We start from the raw sequence: 16,771 nt of genomic DNA on the forward strand, positions 1-16,771 counted from the left end.
TCACTAAAAAAGCCCGCTGGCGCGATGCCAGCGGGCTTTCTTCTTTTCGTGGTGTAGTGTAGCTTTCTTTAGCTAAGTCGGCTAGGGGTAAACTGCCATAATTCTGTCCGATTAGATAGTATGAAACGCTACGCTTTTCTCTGTCTCACTGCTTTGTTCGCGTGGAGCCTTACGCCCGCTGCGGCCCAGCAACGCTTTGATGTGGTTATCTACGGTGCTACGCCGGGCGGTATTTCGTCGGCCATTGCAGCTGCCCGCGAAGGTGCCTCGGTGGCTCTTTTTGAGGAGTTGTATCAGGTTGGCGGTTTGACCACAGGAGGGCTGTCTCATCCCGATTTCCGGACCCTCGAATCGCTCCAGGGTATTTACCGGGAGTACATGAATCGGGTGTCGAGGCATTATGCTACTACCTACGGACTTAATTCCAGTCAGGTACGTGATAGCTTCTACGGCACCCATGCCGAACCGAAAGTAGCCAAACTGATATTTGATACCTAGCTAGCCGAATACCCCAACATCCGGGTCTTTACCCGCCACCGACTGCAATCCGTCACTGTGACTACCCCGAAAGGCGGCAAGCCAACACTGACGGGTGCGGTATTTGCCAATCTAAATACAAATCAGCCGGTGCGGGTGACTGGCGCTGTTTTTATTGACGGCACCTACGAAGGTGATTTAATGGCGAAGGCCGGTTGTGAGTACCGGGTCGGCCGGGAAAGCCGGCAGGAATATGGCGAAATCTTTGCGGGGAAAGTGTACTACCACGACCAAAAGTTCTGGCTGGGCAGCACCGGCGAAGTCGACAAAGCCATTCAGGGGTTCAACTTCCGGGTATGCATGACCGACAGCGCCGAAAACCGCCTGCCCATCCCCAAACCCGATAACTACGACCGTACCACGTACCTGCCACTGCTGACGGATATAAAAAAGGGAAAGATTACCCAGTTCTCGGACCAGATTGTCAAAATCCAGCCGATGCCCAACCGGAAAGCCGACGTGAACGACCGCCATTTTGCCGGCAGTATGAGCCTATCCCGACCCGGCTGGAGTCACGAATGGCCCGACGGCTCTCCCGAAAAACGGCAGCAGATTTTCCAGCGCCACCTCGACTACACTTTGGGCTTGTTCTACTTCCTGCATAACGATTCGGAGGTGCCTGCCTCCATTCAAAAGGAAGCCCGGCAGTGGGGGTTGGCGAAAGACGAGTACCCGGAGAACAAAAACTTCACGCCATCGCTGTACGTGCGCGAAGGACGCCGGCTGGTGGGCGAATTTATCTTCCTGGAGAAGCACTGCCAGCAGGCACCGGACGGTATTCGCGGTCACTGGCAGCCCAATGCCGTAGCCGTTGGCGATTATGGATTGAACTCCCACGGCTGCAACGCACCCGACCGTTACCACCCCACCATCCGCGACGGGGCATTCAGTTTGTACTACAGCAATCTCCCCTACCAGATTCCGTATGGGGTGATGGTACCCAAAACGGTAGACGGCTTGCTGGTGCCGGTAGCGGTGTCTTCATCCCACGTCGGCTATTCAGCTTTGCGATATGAGCCCATCTGGATGGCCCTGGGGCAGGCAGCCGGGCTGGCGGCTGCTCAGACCATGAAGCGGAAAGTACCCGTCCGCCAGGCTTATATTCCGGCACTTCAGAAGAAACTGCACGAAGCGGGAGCCATTACGGCGTATTTTTCGGATATTTTTCCAGATTCACCATATTTCAAGGTGTGTGAGTATTTCGCAACGCGGGGGTTTTTCCACAACGTGCCCGATTCGCAAACGGTACCGTTTGTAGACCATTTTGTTTCAATATGGGGGCAGTATACCAAAGCATTCCCCTACCACACCGCCGAGCCGGAGAAACTAATGGAGAAGGAACTGGCTGGGCTATGGCTGAAAAAGGCAAACCTGCCCAATAGCCCGCTCCGGACGCAGTACAGCACCATGACGCGGGGACAATTTCTCAGCGAATTGTATAAAGCAGTAGAACCGGATACTAAGGCCGGTACGCGGGATCAGGTGAAGAGGCAGGAAAAACAGGGTTAGTTAAGCCTCGCCCGTAGGTGACTGCTGCGAGCTCCCTTTCTCCTTATATAAGCGGGCCGCTTCGGCAATGGCGCGCATCACGGCTCCGTCCTCATCATCATAGGACATGTTTTTAGCCGTGGGGGTGCCCGGTGCCGGCCGCGACTTATCCGGGGCCGTGTCGGCCCGCTGGACCAGATCGATTATTTGGGTAATAGACATCATATCTTGTTATAACGTTGAATGCAGTCACTTGTTTAGCAGGAAAGGGAGGTTAATCTAACGCAAATTTTAATAGAAAAAAAGAGGTATAGCTGGAAATGAGGAAATGGCCCGTATTCGTCGTAACGGTATTATCGTAGCGCACGAACCATAGTCGCTATCCCATCAAAAAGAAAAGCTCCGACAGGATCGTCGGAGCTTTTCTTTTTCGTCTATTACCGGGCTTACTGCAACTTGCTGACAGCCGTTTTGATCCGCTCCACAGCCTCCGTTAGGGCCTCGTCGGAAGCGGCTGTTGACAGGCGCAGGCAGTTCGGAGCACCAAACCCTGAACCGGCCACGGTTGAAACGTGTGCTACGTTGAGCAGCCACAGCGAAAAATCATCGGAGTTCTGAATTGAAGTTGTACCGTCTGACTTGCCAAAATAGTAGCTAACATCCGGAAATGCGTAAAAAGCACCTTGCGGTACATTCACCCGGAAGCCCGGTACTTCTTTCAGCAGCTTCACTACTAGGTCTCGACGACGCTCGTAGGCCTCACACATCTCGGTGGTACACTCCATGGGGCCGGTCAATGCGGCCAGCGTAGCGCGCTGGGCAATGGAGTTGGCACCCGACGTTACCTGACCCTGTAGTTTCTCGACACCTTCGGCAATCCATTTGGCGGCACCAATGTAGCCGATGCGCCAGCCGGTCATGGCGTAGCCTTTGGCCACCCCGTTGACGGTAATAACGCGGTCGGCAATGGCCGGGATGGAGCCGATGCTGAAGTGTCCTTCCGGCGTAAAGTTGATGTATTCGTAGATTTCGTCGGCCAGCACGAAAACGTTTTCGTGACGGGCTACAACCTCACCGATGGCCCGCAGTTCGGCTTCACTATAAACAGAGCCGGTCGGGTTGTTCGGCGAGGCAAACATAACCACTTTGGTACGGTCGGTAATAGCGGCTTCGAACTGCTCGGGCGTTACTTTGAAGTCGTTCTCAAACGGGCCTTCTACAATGACTGATTTTCCTTCGGCCAGCTTCACCATTTCGGAGTAGCTTACCCAGTACGGCGAGAAGATAATCACTTCGTCGCCGGGGTTCACCAGTACCTGCAGCACATTGGCCAACGAGTGTTTGGCACCGTTGGAAACGACCACGTTCTCGGCCTTCCAATTGAGATTATTGTCCCGGTTGAATTTGTCTGCAATCGCTTTGCGCAGGTCAGCATAACCGGCAACGGGGCTGTAACCGTGGTAGCCCTCGTCGATGGCCTGTTTGGCGGCTTCGCAAATGTGTTTCGGTGTTTTAAAGTCAGGCTCCCCCACGCTGAGGTTGATGACTTTGTGACCCTGAGCGGCCAGTTCGCGCGATTTTTTCGACATCGCCAGGGTGGCCGATTCTTCGAGCGCGTTAATGCGGTCGGCCAGCAGGCTGGCGGTTTCTACGACAGCAGACATGTTTTTGGGTGTTTACTGAATAATTGGCAATTTACCAACCGCGAAATTAACGCTTGTTTAACTAAAATCCGGTTTCTTTAGAAAATTTTAATTAGCAGCCGTATCAATCGTCAAGTTTCACAACCTGTCCCTGGTCCTTACACTCCGCTAATAAGGTCAGATTGGTTTTGGCCAGCAGCGGATGTACAAAATCCGGCGCAATCTCGCATAGGGGAACTAGGGTAAACCGGCGCTGGTGCAGGTAGGGGTGTGGAATCGCCAGCCGGTCGGACTGGAAGACATACTGGCTGTAGTACAGAATATCAATGTCGATCACCCGTGCGCCCCATTTATCGTAGCGGATACGGCCCAGATTTTGCTCAATCGTCTGAATCTGATCCAGCACCCGCTGGGGCGACATGTCGGTTTCGGTAACCAGCACCTGATTCAGAAAAGACGGCTGGTCTGTAACGCCCCAGGGAGCCGTTTCGTACAAAGCCGACACACGGGTAACAGGGCCAATCAGCAAATGAATTAATTCGCGGGCCTTCATTACAGTGGCGCTTCGTTCGCCCAGATTGGCACCTAATAAGAGGTAAACATCCATAACAGAGGACAAAATTAGAGTCCGCCCATTAAGGATGAGGACTATACGCTAATGATTTCAGGTGTAGGCTGGTGTTTTACGCGAAATAACGCCGGCAATGGCCAGCACCACCGCTCCAACCGCACACGCACCGGCAATAAGCTGCACATAGTACGCATCCGCCTGCTCTACGGCTATTGCGGTATAAGCCCAGGTAAAAACCAGGATATAAGCGACATTGCGGTAGCGGTTAAACACAAAGGCCCCAACAAAGAGTCCGATAATAATCATGACAACCGACCAGGTAGGCTCCTCAAGCCCTACGCCTTCAAATCCAGTCGCTTTCAGCCATACAGCCGCATTGGCGATGGTGGCCACAGTGACCCAGCCAAAGTAGATGGAGAACGGGATGCGCGATAGCCACGTTTCGGTAGCCGGCACAGGCTTTTTGTTTATTTGCAACCCTTCGGTAATCATCAGCAGCGTAAACAACATCCCCAGGATTACCGCCACCGATGCACTGAACAGTTCGTTTTGAAACAGGGGCAGCCAGATGCAGTTCAAAACACCGTTGATAACCACCCACTGCCGAATGGTTCGGAAACGCGGATTGTTGCGCTGCGCCGGTGTGGCCTGATAGAACGCAAAAGCTAACAGACCCAGATAGATAAGGCCCCAGATGGAGAAAGCATAACCCGCCGGGGTAAAGAAGGTATGGTACTTATCGGATACCGTGGCGTTGGTCTGCCCGCCAAAAGGTATGGCGGTAGACAAGTAGTTTACCACAAGAACAGAGATGATGGTAAATACGACCAGAAACTGCCAGAGCTTATCGTTCTTCATAACAAAACGGGTTTGTCATTAACGCTTTCCGTTAACAACAAACCCGTTCAGTATAGTGTTTTTTATCACTTGACGGCTTATAGGCGGCCAGGGTCTTTGTCAGTAGCTCAGAATCTTGAACTCGGTCCGGCGGTTACGCTGGTGTTCTTCTTCCGTCTGCGCATTTTTCACCACCAGTTGGGTTTCGCCGTAGCCTTTGGCAACCATCCGGTCTGCCTCAATACCCCGGGAAACAATGTAATCAACAGCGGCCTTGGCCCGGTTCTGCGACAAACGCATGTTATAAGCATCCGGGGCGCGTACGTCGGTATGTGAACTCAGTTCAATTTTCAGGCTCGGGTTATCTTTCAGAATCGTTACCAGCTTCTCCAGTTCCTCGGCCGCGTCCGGACGAATGTTGTACTTATCGAGATCGTAATAGATATTCTCCAGCACGAATGTCCTGTTCAGCGTTGCCCGATCCAATAGAACGTCTACGTTAAACGTAGTATCAGTCTCTGGCTTAGTCAGAAAGATTTCCGGGATACTGCGTCCCTGCATGGTAAAGGGTACTCGTCTGGTCAGATAGCCTTTACGTTCAACCAGAACGGTGTAGTCTTTACCTTCCTGCAGTGGGTATTTACCAAAAGTTCCCTGCTGCCCGGTTGTTACCTCGGCAATGGGCGCACCGGCAGCCTCATCCAGGATCCGAACACGGGCAGAGTCGAGCGGAATAGCCGGTGTTTCGTTGGCCTGTACCGTTCCGGCAAGAAAGTAGCGGACAACCTTAGGCGCTCCCTGCGCAATCGTTGGGGTTTCTGGTGCGACGGATGTTCCAAAGAAGTAAATATCGTCGTCCCCTTTACCACCCTGCCGGTTCGAGGCAAAATAGCCGTTCTCCTTGTCAACAAACATCAGTCCGAAATCATCGGCCGGCGAGTTGACCGGCTGTCCCAGGTTTTCAACCCGGATTACGCCCTGTGAGCGCGTAGCCACAAAAACATCGAGCTTGCCTAAACCGGGATGCCCGTCGGAGGCAAAAAACAGCCTGCCATCTTCGGCTACGTACGGGAATATTTCGTCGCCGGGGGTATTGATATCCCGGCCCATGTTAACCGGACGGCTGAACCGGCCGGAAGCGTCCATATTGGTCCGGTACAGGTCAATACCGCCAGCACCACCCGCCCGATTAGAGGCAAAATACAAGGTACGACCGTCGGCCGAAAAGGCCGGTGAGCCATCCCAGGCCAGTGAGTCGCTGACGGGCAGCAGTTGCGGCTGGGTCCAGTTACCGTCGGTTCCCTGCCGGCTAATATATAAGTCTACATCGGCACCACCTTTACGCTTGCCGGTGTTCCCGCGGGCAAAGACCATGGTTTTACCATCTTTCGAGAACGCCGGAGTACCTTCGTTAGCCTCGGCCAGAAATACGTTGCTGCTGAACAACTGGGGGGCATTACCCGTCTCGTCGGGTGTCTGGCCCAGTTTTGTCTTATAAAGACCCAGCATTGGCAGCCCGTTGTTCTTATACACCTTGTCCTTGCGAGATGCCGTGAAGATCAGCTCATCACCCCGCACAACCGGTGCAAACTCAGCCCCTGGGGAGTTCAGATTCCCCATGTTCTTAATCTGAAAATTACTCTTATTCCGAGACAGCGCATCCACAACCCGCAGCGTTTCTACCTCCCGACGAGCCTTTTCCAGGTTGGTTTTATTCGTCGGTTTGCTCTGCACATATTTCTCTAACTGTTGCAGAGCTTCGGCATACTGTCCCTGTGTCTTTAGTGCGTAAGCGTAGTGCATCCGGGCGTCGGCGTCAGTAGCACCGGCGTCTATGGCTTTCTGGTAAAAAGGAGCCGCATCGGCAAAGCGGTTGGAGAGCCGGTACGATTCGGCGGTATAGTAGTTCAGCCGGGCCGCATCGATATTGCCCGCTGTTGCTGCCTTCTGGAAATTTTCAATAGCCGGGTTGTATTCACCCGCTTCAAAGTGACGAACACCCTTCTTATAGGCCTGCATCGCCGAATTACAACTCACCAGTCCGGCGCCTACGCACAGGGCCACCAGCAGAGAGAAGGAAGTACTGATTTTCATATAGCTTGAACGTGGGAAAAGCATCATATGCCGTCAAGATAGTTATTTCCTGACAGGCTATACTTTTTAACGGTTAAAATCTGATTTTATTGAAGATTGTTTAGAGACAAAACGAGGATATAGGTTATGTTTTAGAGGTCTTATAAGGGATTGATTAACGAGCTAAAGCCCGTGAGTACGTTGGATTTTGTAAATTTGCGCCTGATATGACTAATAAGCCGTTTATTGTCGGTATTACCGGCGGAAGTGCCTCCGGCAAGACTTCTTTTTTAAGCCAGCTCCTGCATGCGTTCGCTGATGACCAGATCTGTCTGATTTCGCAGGATAACTACTATCGGGAGTTGCAATACATTCCCCGTGATCAGAACGGCATTCATAATTTCGATTTACCCGAAACGATAGACCATCACCGCTTTGCCGAACACCTGCGCCGGCTGCACCAGGGTGAAGAAGTCCAGACGCTGGAATACACGTTTAACAACCCGAACGTGGTGCCGAAAATGCTGACCTATCGGCCAACACCGATTATTATTGTGGAGGGCCTGTTTGTCTTTCACTTCAAAGACGTAGCCGACCAGCTCGATCTAAAGATTTTCATTGATGCCAAAAACAAAACCAAGCTGGAACGGCGCATTCTGCGGGACCAGACGCACCGGGGCATTACCATAGAAACCATTATGTACCAGTGGGAAAATCACGTACTGCCGACGTACAAGCAGTTTATTAAACCGTACAAAGGGGAGTCGGATATTGTGATCCCCAACAACCGGCACTTTGAAAAAGGCCTTGACGTAGTTGTCAGTTACCTGAAAACAAAACTCCCCGCCCGATAAAAGCTTATTCGACGGGGCTGGGTAAGCGCCTGGCCAGCCACTCTTTTACCGCCACGCCGGTACCAAACGGCCAGGGTTTGAGCTTGTGTATCGGTACGATCCTGTAAGCCTGGAGTTCCTCTTCATCCATCCGGATTTCGCCGGTGGCCCGAACATGGTACGCGATGATGAGTTCGTTACGCTGGTGAAAGGTGTATATACCCAGTCGTTCGACAATCTCGGCATCCAGACCAATTTCTTCCTGAATCTCCCGCAGGATGGCTTCGTCGGGTTCTTCGCCATGTTCCAGAAAGCCGGTGACCAGCCCAAACCATTCGGCAGGCCAGCCTTTGTTCTGGATGAGCACCACAGATTCGTTGTCATATTCCACAATGGCCCCTACTACTGGCAGCGGATTATTCCAGTACACATAGCCGCAGGCCCGCGAACAGATCAGTCGTTCGCGGCCACCGGCCTGTCCGGTAGTCAGGGCATTGCCACATTGCGGACAAAAGGTCATTTTATGCATGGTCAGGCAGGAATAGGGACATCAAAATACGAACGCGCCGGTAAAGTAGAAAGTGCGCATCGCTGAATTTATTACCTAGCCAATAAGGTTTTGTATCTTTGCAGCTTAGTCAGTAGTTACCTATTCTAAACAGGCGAATTGTTGGGACGAATCGTTGCCATTGATTACGGGGCCAAGCGGACGGGCATAGCCGTGACCGATCCGTTGCAGATCATTGCCTCGGCGCTGGAAACGGTACCGTCGCATCAGTTACTTGAGTACCTGAAGAAATACGCCGTTGCGGAGCCGGTTGAGGCTTTCGTCGTTGGCATGCCGAAGCGGCTCGATAACACGGATACGAATAACACTCCGCTGGTGAAAGCGTTTGTAAAGAAGTTACAGACCACGTTTCCCGATGTACCGATCCACCTGCACGACGAGCGGTTTACGTCATCGATGGCCCTAAAAGCCATGATTGCCGCAGGAACCAAGAAGAAGGACCGTCGCGAGAAGGGTAACATTGATAAAGTGAGTGCAACAATTATTTTACAGTCTTTTATGGAAAGCAGGCGGTAGCCTGCCCTTGCAAATTCGTTATGATACTGCCGATTGTAGCCTATGGCGACCCGGTTCTGCGGAAACGGGCAAAAGATATTGAAAAGGGTAACCTGGATGTAAAGAAACTGACCGAGGATATGTTCGAGACGATGTATGCCTCGTCGGGTATCGGGCTGGCTGCTCCGCAGATTGGCCAAAGCATCCGGCTATTTGTCGTTGACGGGACTCCCTTGAATGAAGACGAACCGGAAGAAGAGCAGGACCCAAGCCTGCAGGGTTTTAAAAAGGTGTTTGTCAACCCGGAAGTAATAGATGAAGACGGCGATGAATGGGCCTTTGAAGAAGGTTGTCTGAGTATCCCCGGAATTCGGGCCGAAGTATACCGACCCGAACGGCTTCGTATCCGCTACTTCGATGTTGACTGGAACGAGCATGTTGAAGAATATGACGGGATGGCTGCCCGCATTATTCAGCATGAATACGATCATATCGAAGGCAAACTTTTCACCGACTACCTTTCTCCGCTGAAACGCCAGCTCCTCAAAAAAAAGCTGGCCGATATTACGAAGGGTAATGTGAAAGTGGATTATAGGATGCGGTTTCCCAAATAATATGCTCCACGTCAGCCTCATCCAAACCAACCTGCACTGGGAAGACCCGGTGGCGAACCGGGCGATGCTCGAAGAGAAAATCTTCGGGCTAGCGGAGCCAACGGACCTGATTGTGCTGCCGGAGATGTTTACCACCGGCTTTACCATGAACGCCAAAGCCGTGGCCGAGCCGATGAACCTGACCACGTTTAAGTGGCTGAAGCAAATGGCTGCCCAGACGAGAGCCGTGGTGACAGGCAGCTATATAGTGCAGGAGGGTGGCAACTATTACAATCGGCTAATTTGGATGGAACCCGATGGTGCGTTTGACTGCTACGACAAGCGGCACCTGTTCCGGATGGCAGCGGAGGAGAAGACCTACACCTCCGGTAGCCGCCGGCTTGTGAAAGAGTGGAAAGGCTGGCGTATCTGCCCGCTGATCTGTTATGATTTGCGCTTTCCCGTCTGGAGCCGGAATATCAACCTGGAGTACGATTTGCTGCTGTACGTTGCGAACTGGCCGGCCGCCCGCCGTAACCCCTGGAATACGCTGCTGCAGGCGCGGGCCATCGAAAACCTCAGCTATGTGGTAGGCGTAAACCGGGTAGGCCTCGACGGTAAAGAGATCCCCTACGCCGGCGATTCAGCGGTGATTGATTTCAAAGGTGAAGTGCTGTACCGCCCGACCGACGAAGAAGCCATTCACCAGCAAACCCTGTCACTGGATAACTTACGCGCATTTCGCCAGAAGTTTCCGGCTAATTTGGACGCTGATGAATTCACGCTGAATTTAACGTCTATTTAGAGCTTCCGATTTGGGGTAGAAGCGAAAGAGGGTTAAATGACTTCTTGATAATTATTTCGTCAAAAGTAGAGCCTCTGTCAATTAAAGTAAGCTTATCGCCCTGAACAGAGATGCCGGCAATCTCTATTCGGTGGCCATCTACAGTGAACCAGCCTCCCATCTTACGTGATGGCTCATCGGAAGGGTAAACAATAAAGTCGCTCCTCCACATAGTATAAATTAGAGTAGGTGTTGGTCTGACTTCAAAGGTAAACTGTCGGCCTAAGATAGTAGCTACTCCCCGGTGGTATGCTAAATCAATCATGTCGAGGTGGTAGCGGTTTAAGGTTGTATCAGCGTATGTAGTGCCGTCATTGTACGGATTTGGTCGTATCCATACCGTTCGCGGAACTACCTTTTTGCCATCAAACGCTTCCAGATTAACCTTCACAGTAGGCATGGTGGGAAGTACCTCCTTGATTGCTGCTCTGGTATAATGGCCTTTTTCGTTGCGTTCGACGCACGGCAACGTCATGAGGTAATAAAGAACCTGATCGTCGCTGAAATCCTGATTATTGTTCGCGTCTACAATAACGACTCGCCGACCTTGTTTATCTTTGCCAATCAGCGTATTAATCCGGTGTTTGACTGGGCGGGGGCTCAGTAAGTTCGTGTCAATACGGTAGCCTGCGCCTGCTTTAAATTTCTGCCACTCTTCTTTGGTGATTTCCCCCTGTATATACTCCTCGTATTTGGTCTGACCAGGAATAGTGTTTCCATAGCAAATGGCCTTTTCCGTCAAATCATTAGGAATGCCCCGAAAGCCGGAGAAGTCAAATGAGGTGGCCGTTGCCATACTGCTACCAGAAAAATAATTCAGTTTTGTTTGCAGCGGCACCTGAATTACTCTTGCCTGAGCCAATAAATAATAAGGCAGCAACAGGACTAGGAGACGAATACAGCTTTTCATCGCATTAACCGGTTTAGTGGTTGGTTAATGTATGATAATTTTAATAAAATTAGCTTTCAGACAGCTTAAATTATTGTATGCAAGTGCTTCACCATAAGGAAGTTTGTACAAGTACCTATTCCAGAACCTTCGGTACCTGGAAGAACGTGCCGTCCTGCTGGGGAGCGTTGGATAAAGCCTGTTCACGAGGCAGGTGCTGGCCGATAACATCGTCACGCATGACGTTTTGCTCGTCCGAGATATGCGTCAGTGGCTCTACACCGGTCGTGTCGAGTTCGTTGAGTTGCTCCATCCAGGTCAGTACTTCGTTCAGGCTGTCGAGCAGGGCGGCTTCTTCTTCGGGGCGTACCTCCAGCCGGGCTAGATGGGCAATTTTCTGTAAGGTGTCGTGGTCTACTTTCATGACTTTTCAGGAATTTGCTGTTTACTCAGTTCGCTATCGATAATTCTATACGTCTCTTCCTTTAACCACCCGATGTCAGCCTGTGTTAGACCTTTGGTTTCGATGGGTGGGTGAACGATGGCCCGCAGCGGCATACGGTGCATCCGCATCTCTTTTTTATCGGGCAATATCATGTAGTTGTTCAACAGACTGATGGGCACTATAGGCACCTGCTGCTGGATGGCCATTGTAAACGCACCGTCTTTAAATGGGTAGTGCATCTTTGGCGGATCATTCGTTATAATACCCCCCTCCGGAAAAATGACCACACTGCGGCCGCTGGCCAATGTACGCAGCGATTTGGCCAGTGAATAGGCCCGGCTGTTGCTTATATTCCGGTCTACCTGAATATGGAGTTTAGCAAACATATACCCGAACAGCGGCACCTTCTTGAGATCGCTTTTGCCAACAAACGCATAGTAGTTATTCAGGATAACGCCCATGCAGGCAATGTCCAGGTACGAAAAGTGATTCGCGCAGAACACGTATACCCTCTTCGGCTCTGGCCGGTAGCGGTACTCCACCTTAAACGATATACCAACCATAGGAAAAAAGAGCTGTCCCCAGAAGCGGTTTAGCCAATGCGCATACGGCTTCCATTCTTCGCGCTGCAGAAACAGGTAGAAAAATGGGAACAGCAGCAAAAACAGTCCCACAAACCAGAAGACACACCAGAGGCTGTATAGGAGTGTTAAGAATCGCATAATTGGGAACCAGGATTTTAACAGGATTAGAAGAATTTACAGGATGTAAAAAACGCGTCAGCTATCCTGTGAATCTTTTCAATCCTGTTAAAATCCTGGTTCAATTTAGTGTATAAAATGCCTTACTCCCGTCGTCACCATCGCCAGACCATTTTGATTACAATAGTCGATGGAATCCTGGTCTCGAATGGAACCGCCGGGCTGCACAACCGCCGTAATACCAGCCTGATGCGCAATCTCCACGCAATCCGGGAAGGGGAAGAAGGCATCGGAGGCCATTACAGAGCCGGCCAGTTCAAAGCCGAACGATCTGGCTTTTTCTATAGCCTGCTTTAAGGCATCAACCCGCGATGTCTGGCCTACCCCACTGGCTAAAAGTTGATTTTCTCTAGCCAGCACAATGGTATTGGATTTGGTATGCTTGCAAACTTTAAGTGCAAATTCCAGGGCCTGAAGCTCGCTGGATGTAGGTGCTTTTTCAGTGACGGTTTTATACTGGTCCTTGGTTTCGGTCTGATTGTCCTTATCCTGTTCCAGCACACCATTTAAAATAGTCTTGAACATCTTGGCGGGTAGCTCAACCGGCTTCCGCTTCAGCATAATGCGATTCTTCTTCGACTTAAGCAGGTCCAGGGCCTCGGAGTCATAGTCTGGTGCAATCAGAATTTCCATGAACAGCTTATTCAACTCCTCAGCCGTTTCGCGGTCGACAGTCGTGTTGGTGATAATAACCCCGCCGAATGCCGAAACAGGATCGCAGGCCAGTGCGTTCAGATAAGCTTCTTTGGCCGTTGCGGCCGTGGCTACCCCGCAGGCATTGGTATGCTTGATGATGGCAAAGGTTGGCGAACTCTCCGAAAACTCGTCAATCAGGCTGACGCAGGCATCCACGTCCACCAGGTTGTTATACGAAAGTTCTTTGCCATGAAGCTTATCGAGCATAGCCTCCAAATCACCGTAAAACGTAGCCTGCTGGTGCGGGTTTTCGCCGTAGCGGAGCGGATTCGCCGGCAGGTGACTGAATGATATCCCTAATTCCTGAGGGCTCTCCTGAGGTGCGCTTCCACCGGTGAAGTAGCTCTGAATAGCCGTATCGTAGTGCGATGTAACCGCAAACGCCTGTTGTGCATAGACCCGTCTGTCTTCCAGACTGGTCTTTCCGTTTTTTTGGGTCAGCAGATTGACGACATCTTCGTACTGCGTGCGGGACGAGACAATCAACACGTCTTTGAAATTTTTGGCCGCTGCCCGGATGAGGGAAATACCACCAATATCGATTTTCTCAATAATGTCCTCCTCCGACGCACCCGACGCTACCGTCTCTTCAAACGGATACAAGTCGACCACTACCATATCAATGGGCGGAATCTGGTGGCGCTGCGCCTGTGCTACATCTTCATCCAGTTCACGACGGTACAGAATACCGCCAAACACGGCTGGGTGCAGCGTTTTGACCCGACCACCGAAGATTGACGGGTAGCCGGTAAGATCTTCAACCGCTGTTACCGGAATATCAAGTTGTTCGATGAACGTTTGGGTGCCACCGGTGGAGTATAGCTTTACGCCATGATCGTGCAGCAGTCGGACAAGCGGTTCGAGACCGTCTTTGTAATAAACAGAAATCAGCGCGGAGGAAATCTTCTGGGACATTTTGCTGGGTTCGCCTGGGCTATGGGCATCAGGCGGTCATGTTAGTCATTCTTTTTTAGCCGCCTGGACGGCTTGTCCACCGGGACGATAGACCGTACAAAGATAGCCAAAACCCGCTTTTTGTCTGCACATGAACCAGTAAACCATAAAAGGGCATTAACTTTACATTCCTCCTGCAGCTGGTTTAGCACGGTGATGAGTGTACGGAGGGGTAATTATTCAGGTAAATGAGTGTTTTCAAAAAATTAGCCGGCGATACCGCGCTCTATGGGGTTAGTACCATTCTGGGCCGGATGCTCAATTACGCGCTGGTACCCTTACATACCTATGTGTTCAGGCGACCGGGCGAATTGTCGTCCAACGTAGAATTTTACAGCTATGTTGCGGTTTTGCTGGTCCTCTATACGTTAGGTCTCGAAACAGCTTTTTTTCGGTTTGCAGCCCGAAAACCGGAAGATAGACCAAAAGTCTTCAGTGAAACGCTAAGCATTGTCCTGGCGATTAGCTTGGTAGCTACCACCGCCCTTATTTTATTAGCTCCCCAAATTACACAATGGCTTGGCTACCCTGGTCAGGAGCTTTTTGTGATCTGGGTAGCGCTTATTGTGGCTATTGATGCCATTATGGCCATTCCGTTTGCGCGGCTGCGGGTTGAGAACAAGACGAAGCGCTTTGTTAAGGCGCGCTTACTCAACATTTTTATCGTAGTCGGGCTAAATGTCTTTTTTCTGCTCTTCTGCCGGGATATTTACAACGGGAAATACCTTACATCTTTACAACCAGTAATCCGTCTTATCTACTACCCGGAAATAGGACCCGGCTATATTTTCCTGGCCAATTTACTTGCTAACGCTACCTATTTTGTCCTGCTACGCGATGCCTTCTCCGGGTTCCGCTTCCGGCTTAACTGGCCCGAGGCCCGGGTGTTGCTCCTCTATGCATTTCCATTGATGTTGACGAGTCTGGCCGGCCTGGTCAATAACGTTACCGACCGCCTGGCCCTGCGTCACTGGCTGCCGGAAAGCTTTTACCCGCATCTGACGAATAAAGATGTGCTGGGTATTTACGGCAACTGCTACAAACTGTCGGTTTTTATGGCATTGGCTATTCAGTCGTTTAAGTTTGCCGCTGATCCGTTCTTTTTCTCACAGGCGGAAGACAAAAACGCCCCCGACCTGCTCGCCCGCGTAACCAAATGGTTTGTAATCGTCTGCGTACTGATCTGGGTGGGTGTCAGTCTGAACCTCGATGTGCTGGGTCTGTTCCTGTCTCCCGCCTACCGGCAGGGTCTTGATGTGGTTCCACTCCTGCTCCTCGGAAATTTGTTTCTGGGGATCTACTACAACATTGCTTTCTGGTTTAAGCTCAGCGATAAAACCGCCTATGGTACTTTTATTACCGTTATTGGCGCTATTGTTACCGTGGTATTGAACATGACCCTGATTCCGGTGATGGGGTATATGGGGTGCGCCGTGGCCTTTCTGGTCTCCAGCGTTATTATGACTGTTATCTGCTATTTTCAGGGGGAGAAGCATTATCCGGTACCTTACGACATAAAGTCGGCGTTGGGATACATTGGCAGCGCGGGGCTGCTTATCTACCTGGCCTGGCAGATACAGATCGAAAATATCTGGATTTCGCTCCCCTACCATATGCTGCTGTTCCTGCTGTACATCGGCGTTATGCTGGTGGTGGAGCGGAAAACGTTTCAGCCGGTGTGGGTAAAGCTGTCAGGGCGGCTCCGGAAAGGAGAGAAGGGGTTAGGACAAAACGTGTAACGGTATGACTACTGCTGTTCGGTTTCCCTTAAAAGTTTATTAGCGTAGATAAACTCGTTCAGTTCCGGCACGTTCGATTGGGTCAGGTTGGAATTGTCTCCCTCCCACAGTTTGTGACCCTGGTAGAGAAACATAATCTTTTCTCCAATCTCCAGCATGGAGTTCATATCGTGCGTAATCACTACAGTTGTAATCTGAAATTCATCGGTAATCTCACTGATCAGTTGGTCTATTTTGATGGAGGTTAACGGATCAAGACCGGAGTTTGGCTCATCGCAGAACAGATATTTCGGATTCATTACAATGGCCCTGGCAATACCCACCCGTTTTTTCATACCGCCACTAATTTCAGACGGCATGCGGTCGCCAGCTTCTCCTAGACCAACCCGTTGCAAACAAAACTCAGCCCGTTCGGTTTTCTCCGCCATCGACATGTCAGTAAGCATATCGAGCGGGAAGCGGACATTCTCCAGCACCGTTTTAGAGTCAAACAGCGCCGAACCCTGAAACAGCACGCCCATCTCCCGCCGGATCTCGGTTTGCAGGTCATCGTCGGCCTTAATAAAGTCACGGCCGTCGTAGAGTACCTCCCCCTCGTCCGGCTTGATCAGACCAATCATGCACTTCAGCAGCACGCTTTTACCGGTACCGCTACCGCCGATAATGAGGCTGGTGTCACCCGGCTTAAAGGTACCACTCACCCCGGCCAGAATCTCCCGGTCGCCAAAAGCTTTCTTTATATTTTTTATCTCGATCATGCGGATATTCTTGTCTTTGCAAAGCGACTGTAACGCTTCTGCCATGT

General features: G+C 51.2%; 16 protein-coding genes and 1 pseudogene. 6 read left to right on the forward strand and 11 right to left on the reverse strand.

Going from position 1 to position 16,771, the window contains the following annotated elements:
- Window positions 1-120: 120 nt before the first annotated feature.
- A pseudogene (locus tag ABD949_RS12635) lies at window positions 121-2,046 on the forward strand (FAD-dependent oxidoreductase).
- Here ABD949_RS12635 and ABD949_RS12640 read toward each other — a convergent pair.
- The 5 genes from ABD949_RS12640 to ABD949_RS12660 form a co-directional block, all read right to left on the reverse strand.
- On the reverse strand, window positions 2,047-2,250 hold the full coding sequence (locus ABD949_RS12640; protein WP_345243990.1) for a hypothetical protein: 204 nt from the start codon (window positions 2,248-2,250) through the stop codon (window positions 2,047-2,049). It lies immediately after the preceding pseudogene.
- Window positions 2,251-2,471: 221 nt separating this feature from the next.
- Window positions 2,472-3,689 (reverse strand): pyridoxal phosphate-dependent aminotransferase, encoded by a 1,218-nt coding sequence (locus tag ABD949_RS12645; RefSeq protein ID WP_345243992.1) that lies wholly within the window; start codon window positions 3,687-3,689, stop codon window positions 2,472-2,474.
- Window positions 3,690-3,792: 103 nt separating this feature from the next.
- On the reverse strand, window positions 3,793-4,275 hold the full coding sequence (gene folK / locus ABD949_RS12650) for a 2-amino-4-hydroxy-6-hydroxymethyldihydropteridine diphosphokinase (RefSeq protein WP_345243994.1): 483 nt from the start codon (window positions 4,273-4,275) through the stop codon (window positions 3,793-3,795).
- 57 nt (window positions 4,276-4,332) lie between these two features.
- Window positions 4,333-5,097, reverse strand: a complete 765-nt coding sequence (locus ABD949_RS12655; RefSeq protein ID WP_345243995.1) for a TspO/MBR family protein — start codon at window positions 5,095-5,097, stop codon at window positions 4,333-4,335.
- Window positions 5,098-5,196: 99 nt separating this feature from the next.
- Complete coding sequence (locus ABD949_RS12660) at window positions 5,197-7,170, reverse strand: CHU_0125 family OmpA-like outer membrane integrity protein (RefSeq protein WP_345243996.1); 1,974 nt, start codon at window positions 7,168-7,170, stop codon at window positions 5,197-5,199.
- A gap of 206 nt (window positions 7,171-7,376) precedes the next feature.
- On the opposite strand from ABD949_RS12660, the gene udk reads away from it, so the two are divergent.
- Window positions 7,377-8,003 carry a uridine kinase gene (gene udk / locus ABD949_RS12665; RefSeq protein WP_345243997.1) on the forward strand — a complete coding sequence of 209 codons (627 nt, stop codon included), beginning with the start codon at window positions 7,377-7,379 and terminating at the stop codon, window positions 8,001-8,003.
- A gap of 4 nt (window positions 8,004-8,007) precedes the next feature.
- Here udk and ABD949_RS12670 read toward each other — a convergent pair whose 3' ends face one another.
- Window positions 8,008-8,511 carry an NUDIX domain-containing protein gene (locus ABD949_RS12670; protein WP_345243998.1) on the reverse strand — a complete coding sequence of 168 codons (504 nt, stop codon included), beginning with the start codon at window positions 8,509-8,511 and terminating at the stop codon, window positions 8,008-8,010.
- 141 nt (window positions 8,512-8,652) lie between these two features.
- Between ABD949_RS12670 and ruvX the strand changes: the two genes are divergently transcribed.
- Genes ruvX through ABD949_RS12685 form a run of 3 tightly spaced genes read left to right on the forward strand, consistent with a single transcriptional unit; the run spans window position 8,653 to window position 10,443 of the window.
- A complete protein-coding gene (gene ruvX / locus ABD949_RS12675) occupies window positions 8,653-9,066 on the forward strand; it encodes a Holliday junction resolvase RuvX (RefSeq protein ID WP_345243999.1) in 414 nt (137 codons plus the stop codon).
- Window positions 9,067-9,086: 20 nt separating this feature from the next.
- Entirely contained in the window at window positions 9,087-9,659 is a 573-nt protein-coding gene (gene def / locus ABD949_RS12680) for a peptide deformylase (RefSeq protein WP_345244000.1), read from the forward strand.
- Window position 9,660: 1 nt separating this feature from the next.
- Window positions 9,661-10,443 carry an amidohydrolase gene (locus ABD949_RS12685; protein ID WP_345244002.1) on the forward strand — a complete coding sequence of 261 codons (783 nt, stop codon included), beginning with the start codon at window positions 9,661-9,663 and terminating at the stop codon, window positions 10,441-10,443.
- Here ABD949_RS12685 and ABD949_RS12690 read toward each other — a convergent pair.
- The 4 genes from ABD949_RS12690 to purH form a co-directional block, all read right to left on the reverse strand.
- The gene (locus tag ABD949_RS12690; protein WP_345244004.1) at window positions 10,436-11,392 is read right to left on the reverse strand and encodes a hypothetical protein; all 957 of its coding nucleotides are present in this window, start codon (window positions 11,390-11,392) and stop codon (window positions 10,436-10,438) included. The genes ABD949_RS12685 and ABD949_RS12690 overlap by 8 nt on opposite strands.
- Window positions 11,393-11,507: 115 nt before the next feature.
- Entirely contained in the window at window positions 11,508-11,795 is a 288-nt protein-coding gene (gatC, locus tag ABD949_RS12695) for an Asp-tRNA(Asn)/Glu-tRNA(Gln) amidotransferase subunit GatC (RefSeq protein WP_345244005.1), read from the reverse strand.
- Entirely contained in the window at window positions 11,792-12,538 is a 747-nt protein-coding gene (locus tag ABD949_RS12700; protein ID WP_345244006.1) for a lysophospholipid acyltransferase family protein, read from the reverse strand. Before ABD949_RS12700 ends, gatC begins: the two co-directional genes overlap by 4 nt.
- Window positions 12,539-12,643: 105 nt before the next feature.
- Window positions 12,644-14,188: a bifunctional phosphoribosylaminoimidazolecarboxamide formyltransferase/IMP cyclohydrolase gene (gene purH / locus ABD949_RS12705; RefSeq protein ID WP_345244008.1), complete on the reverse strand. Its 1,545-nt coding sequence runs from the start codon at window positions 14,186-14,188 to the stop codon at window positions 12,644-12,646.
- A gap of 227 nt (window positions 14,189-14,415) precedes the next feature.
- Here purH and ABD949_RS12710 point away from each other — a divergent pair, with 227 nt between their 5' ends.
- Window positions 14,416-15,966: an oligosaccharide flippase family protein gene (locus tag ABD949_RS12710; RefSeq protein ID WP_345244009.1), complete on the forward strand. Its 1,551-nt coding sequence runs from the start codon at window positions 14,416-14,418 to the stop codon at window positions 15,964-15,966.
- Between the two features lie 8 nt (window positions 15,967-15,974).
- On the opposite strand, the gene ABD949_RS12715 is transcribed toward ABD949_RS12710, so the two are convergent.
- Window positions 15,975-16,724 (reverse strand): ABC transporter ATP-binding protein, encoded by a 750-nt coding sequence (locus ABD949_RS12715; protein ID WP_345244156.1) that lies wholly within the window; start codon window positions 16,722-16,724, stop codon window positions 15,975-15,977.
- Window positions 16,725-16,771 lie beyond the last annotated feature (47 nt).

Origin of the sequence: Nibrella saemangeumensis (genome assembly GCF_039541915.1) — a bacterium.
Classification (GTDB): Bacteria; Bacteroidota; Bacteroidia; order Cytophagales; family Spirosomataceae; genus Nibrella; species Nibrella saemangeumensis.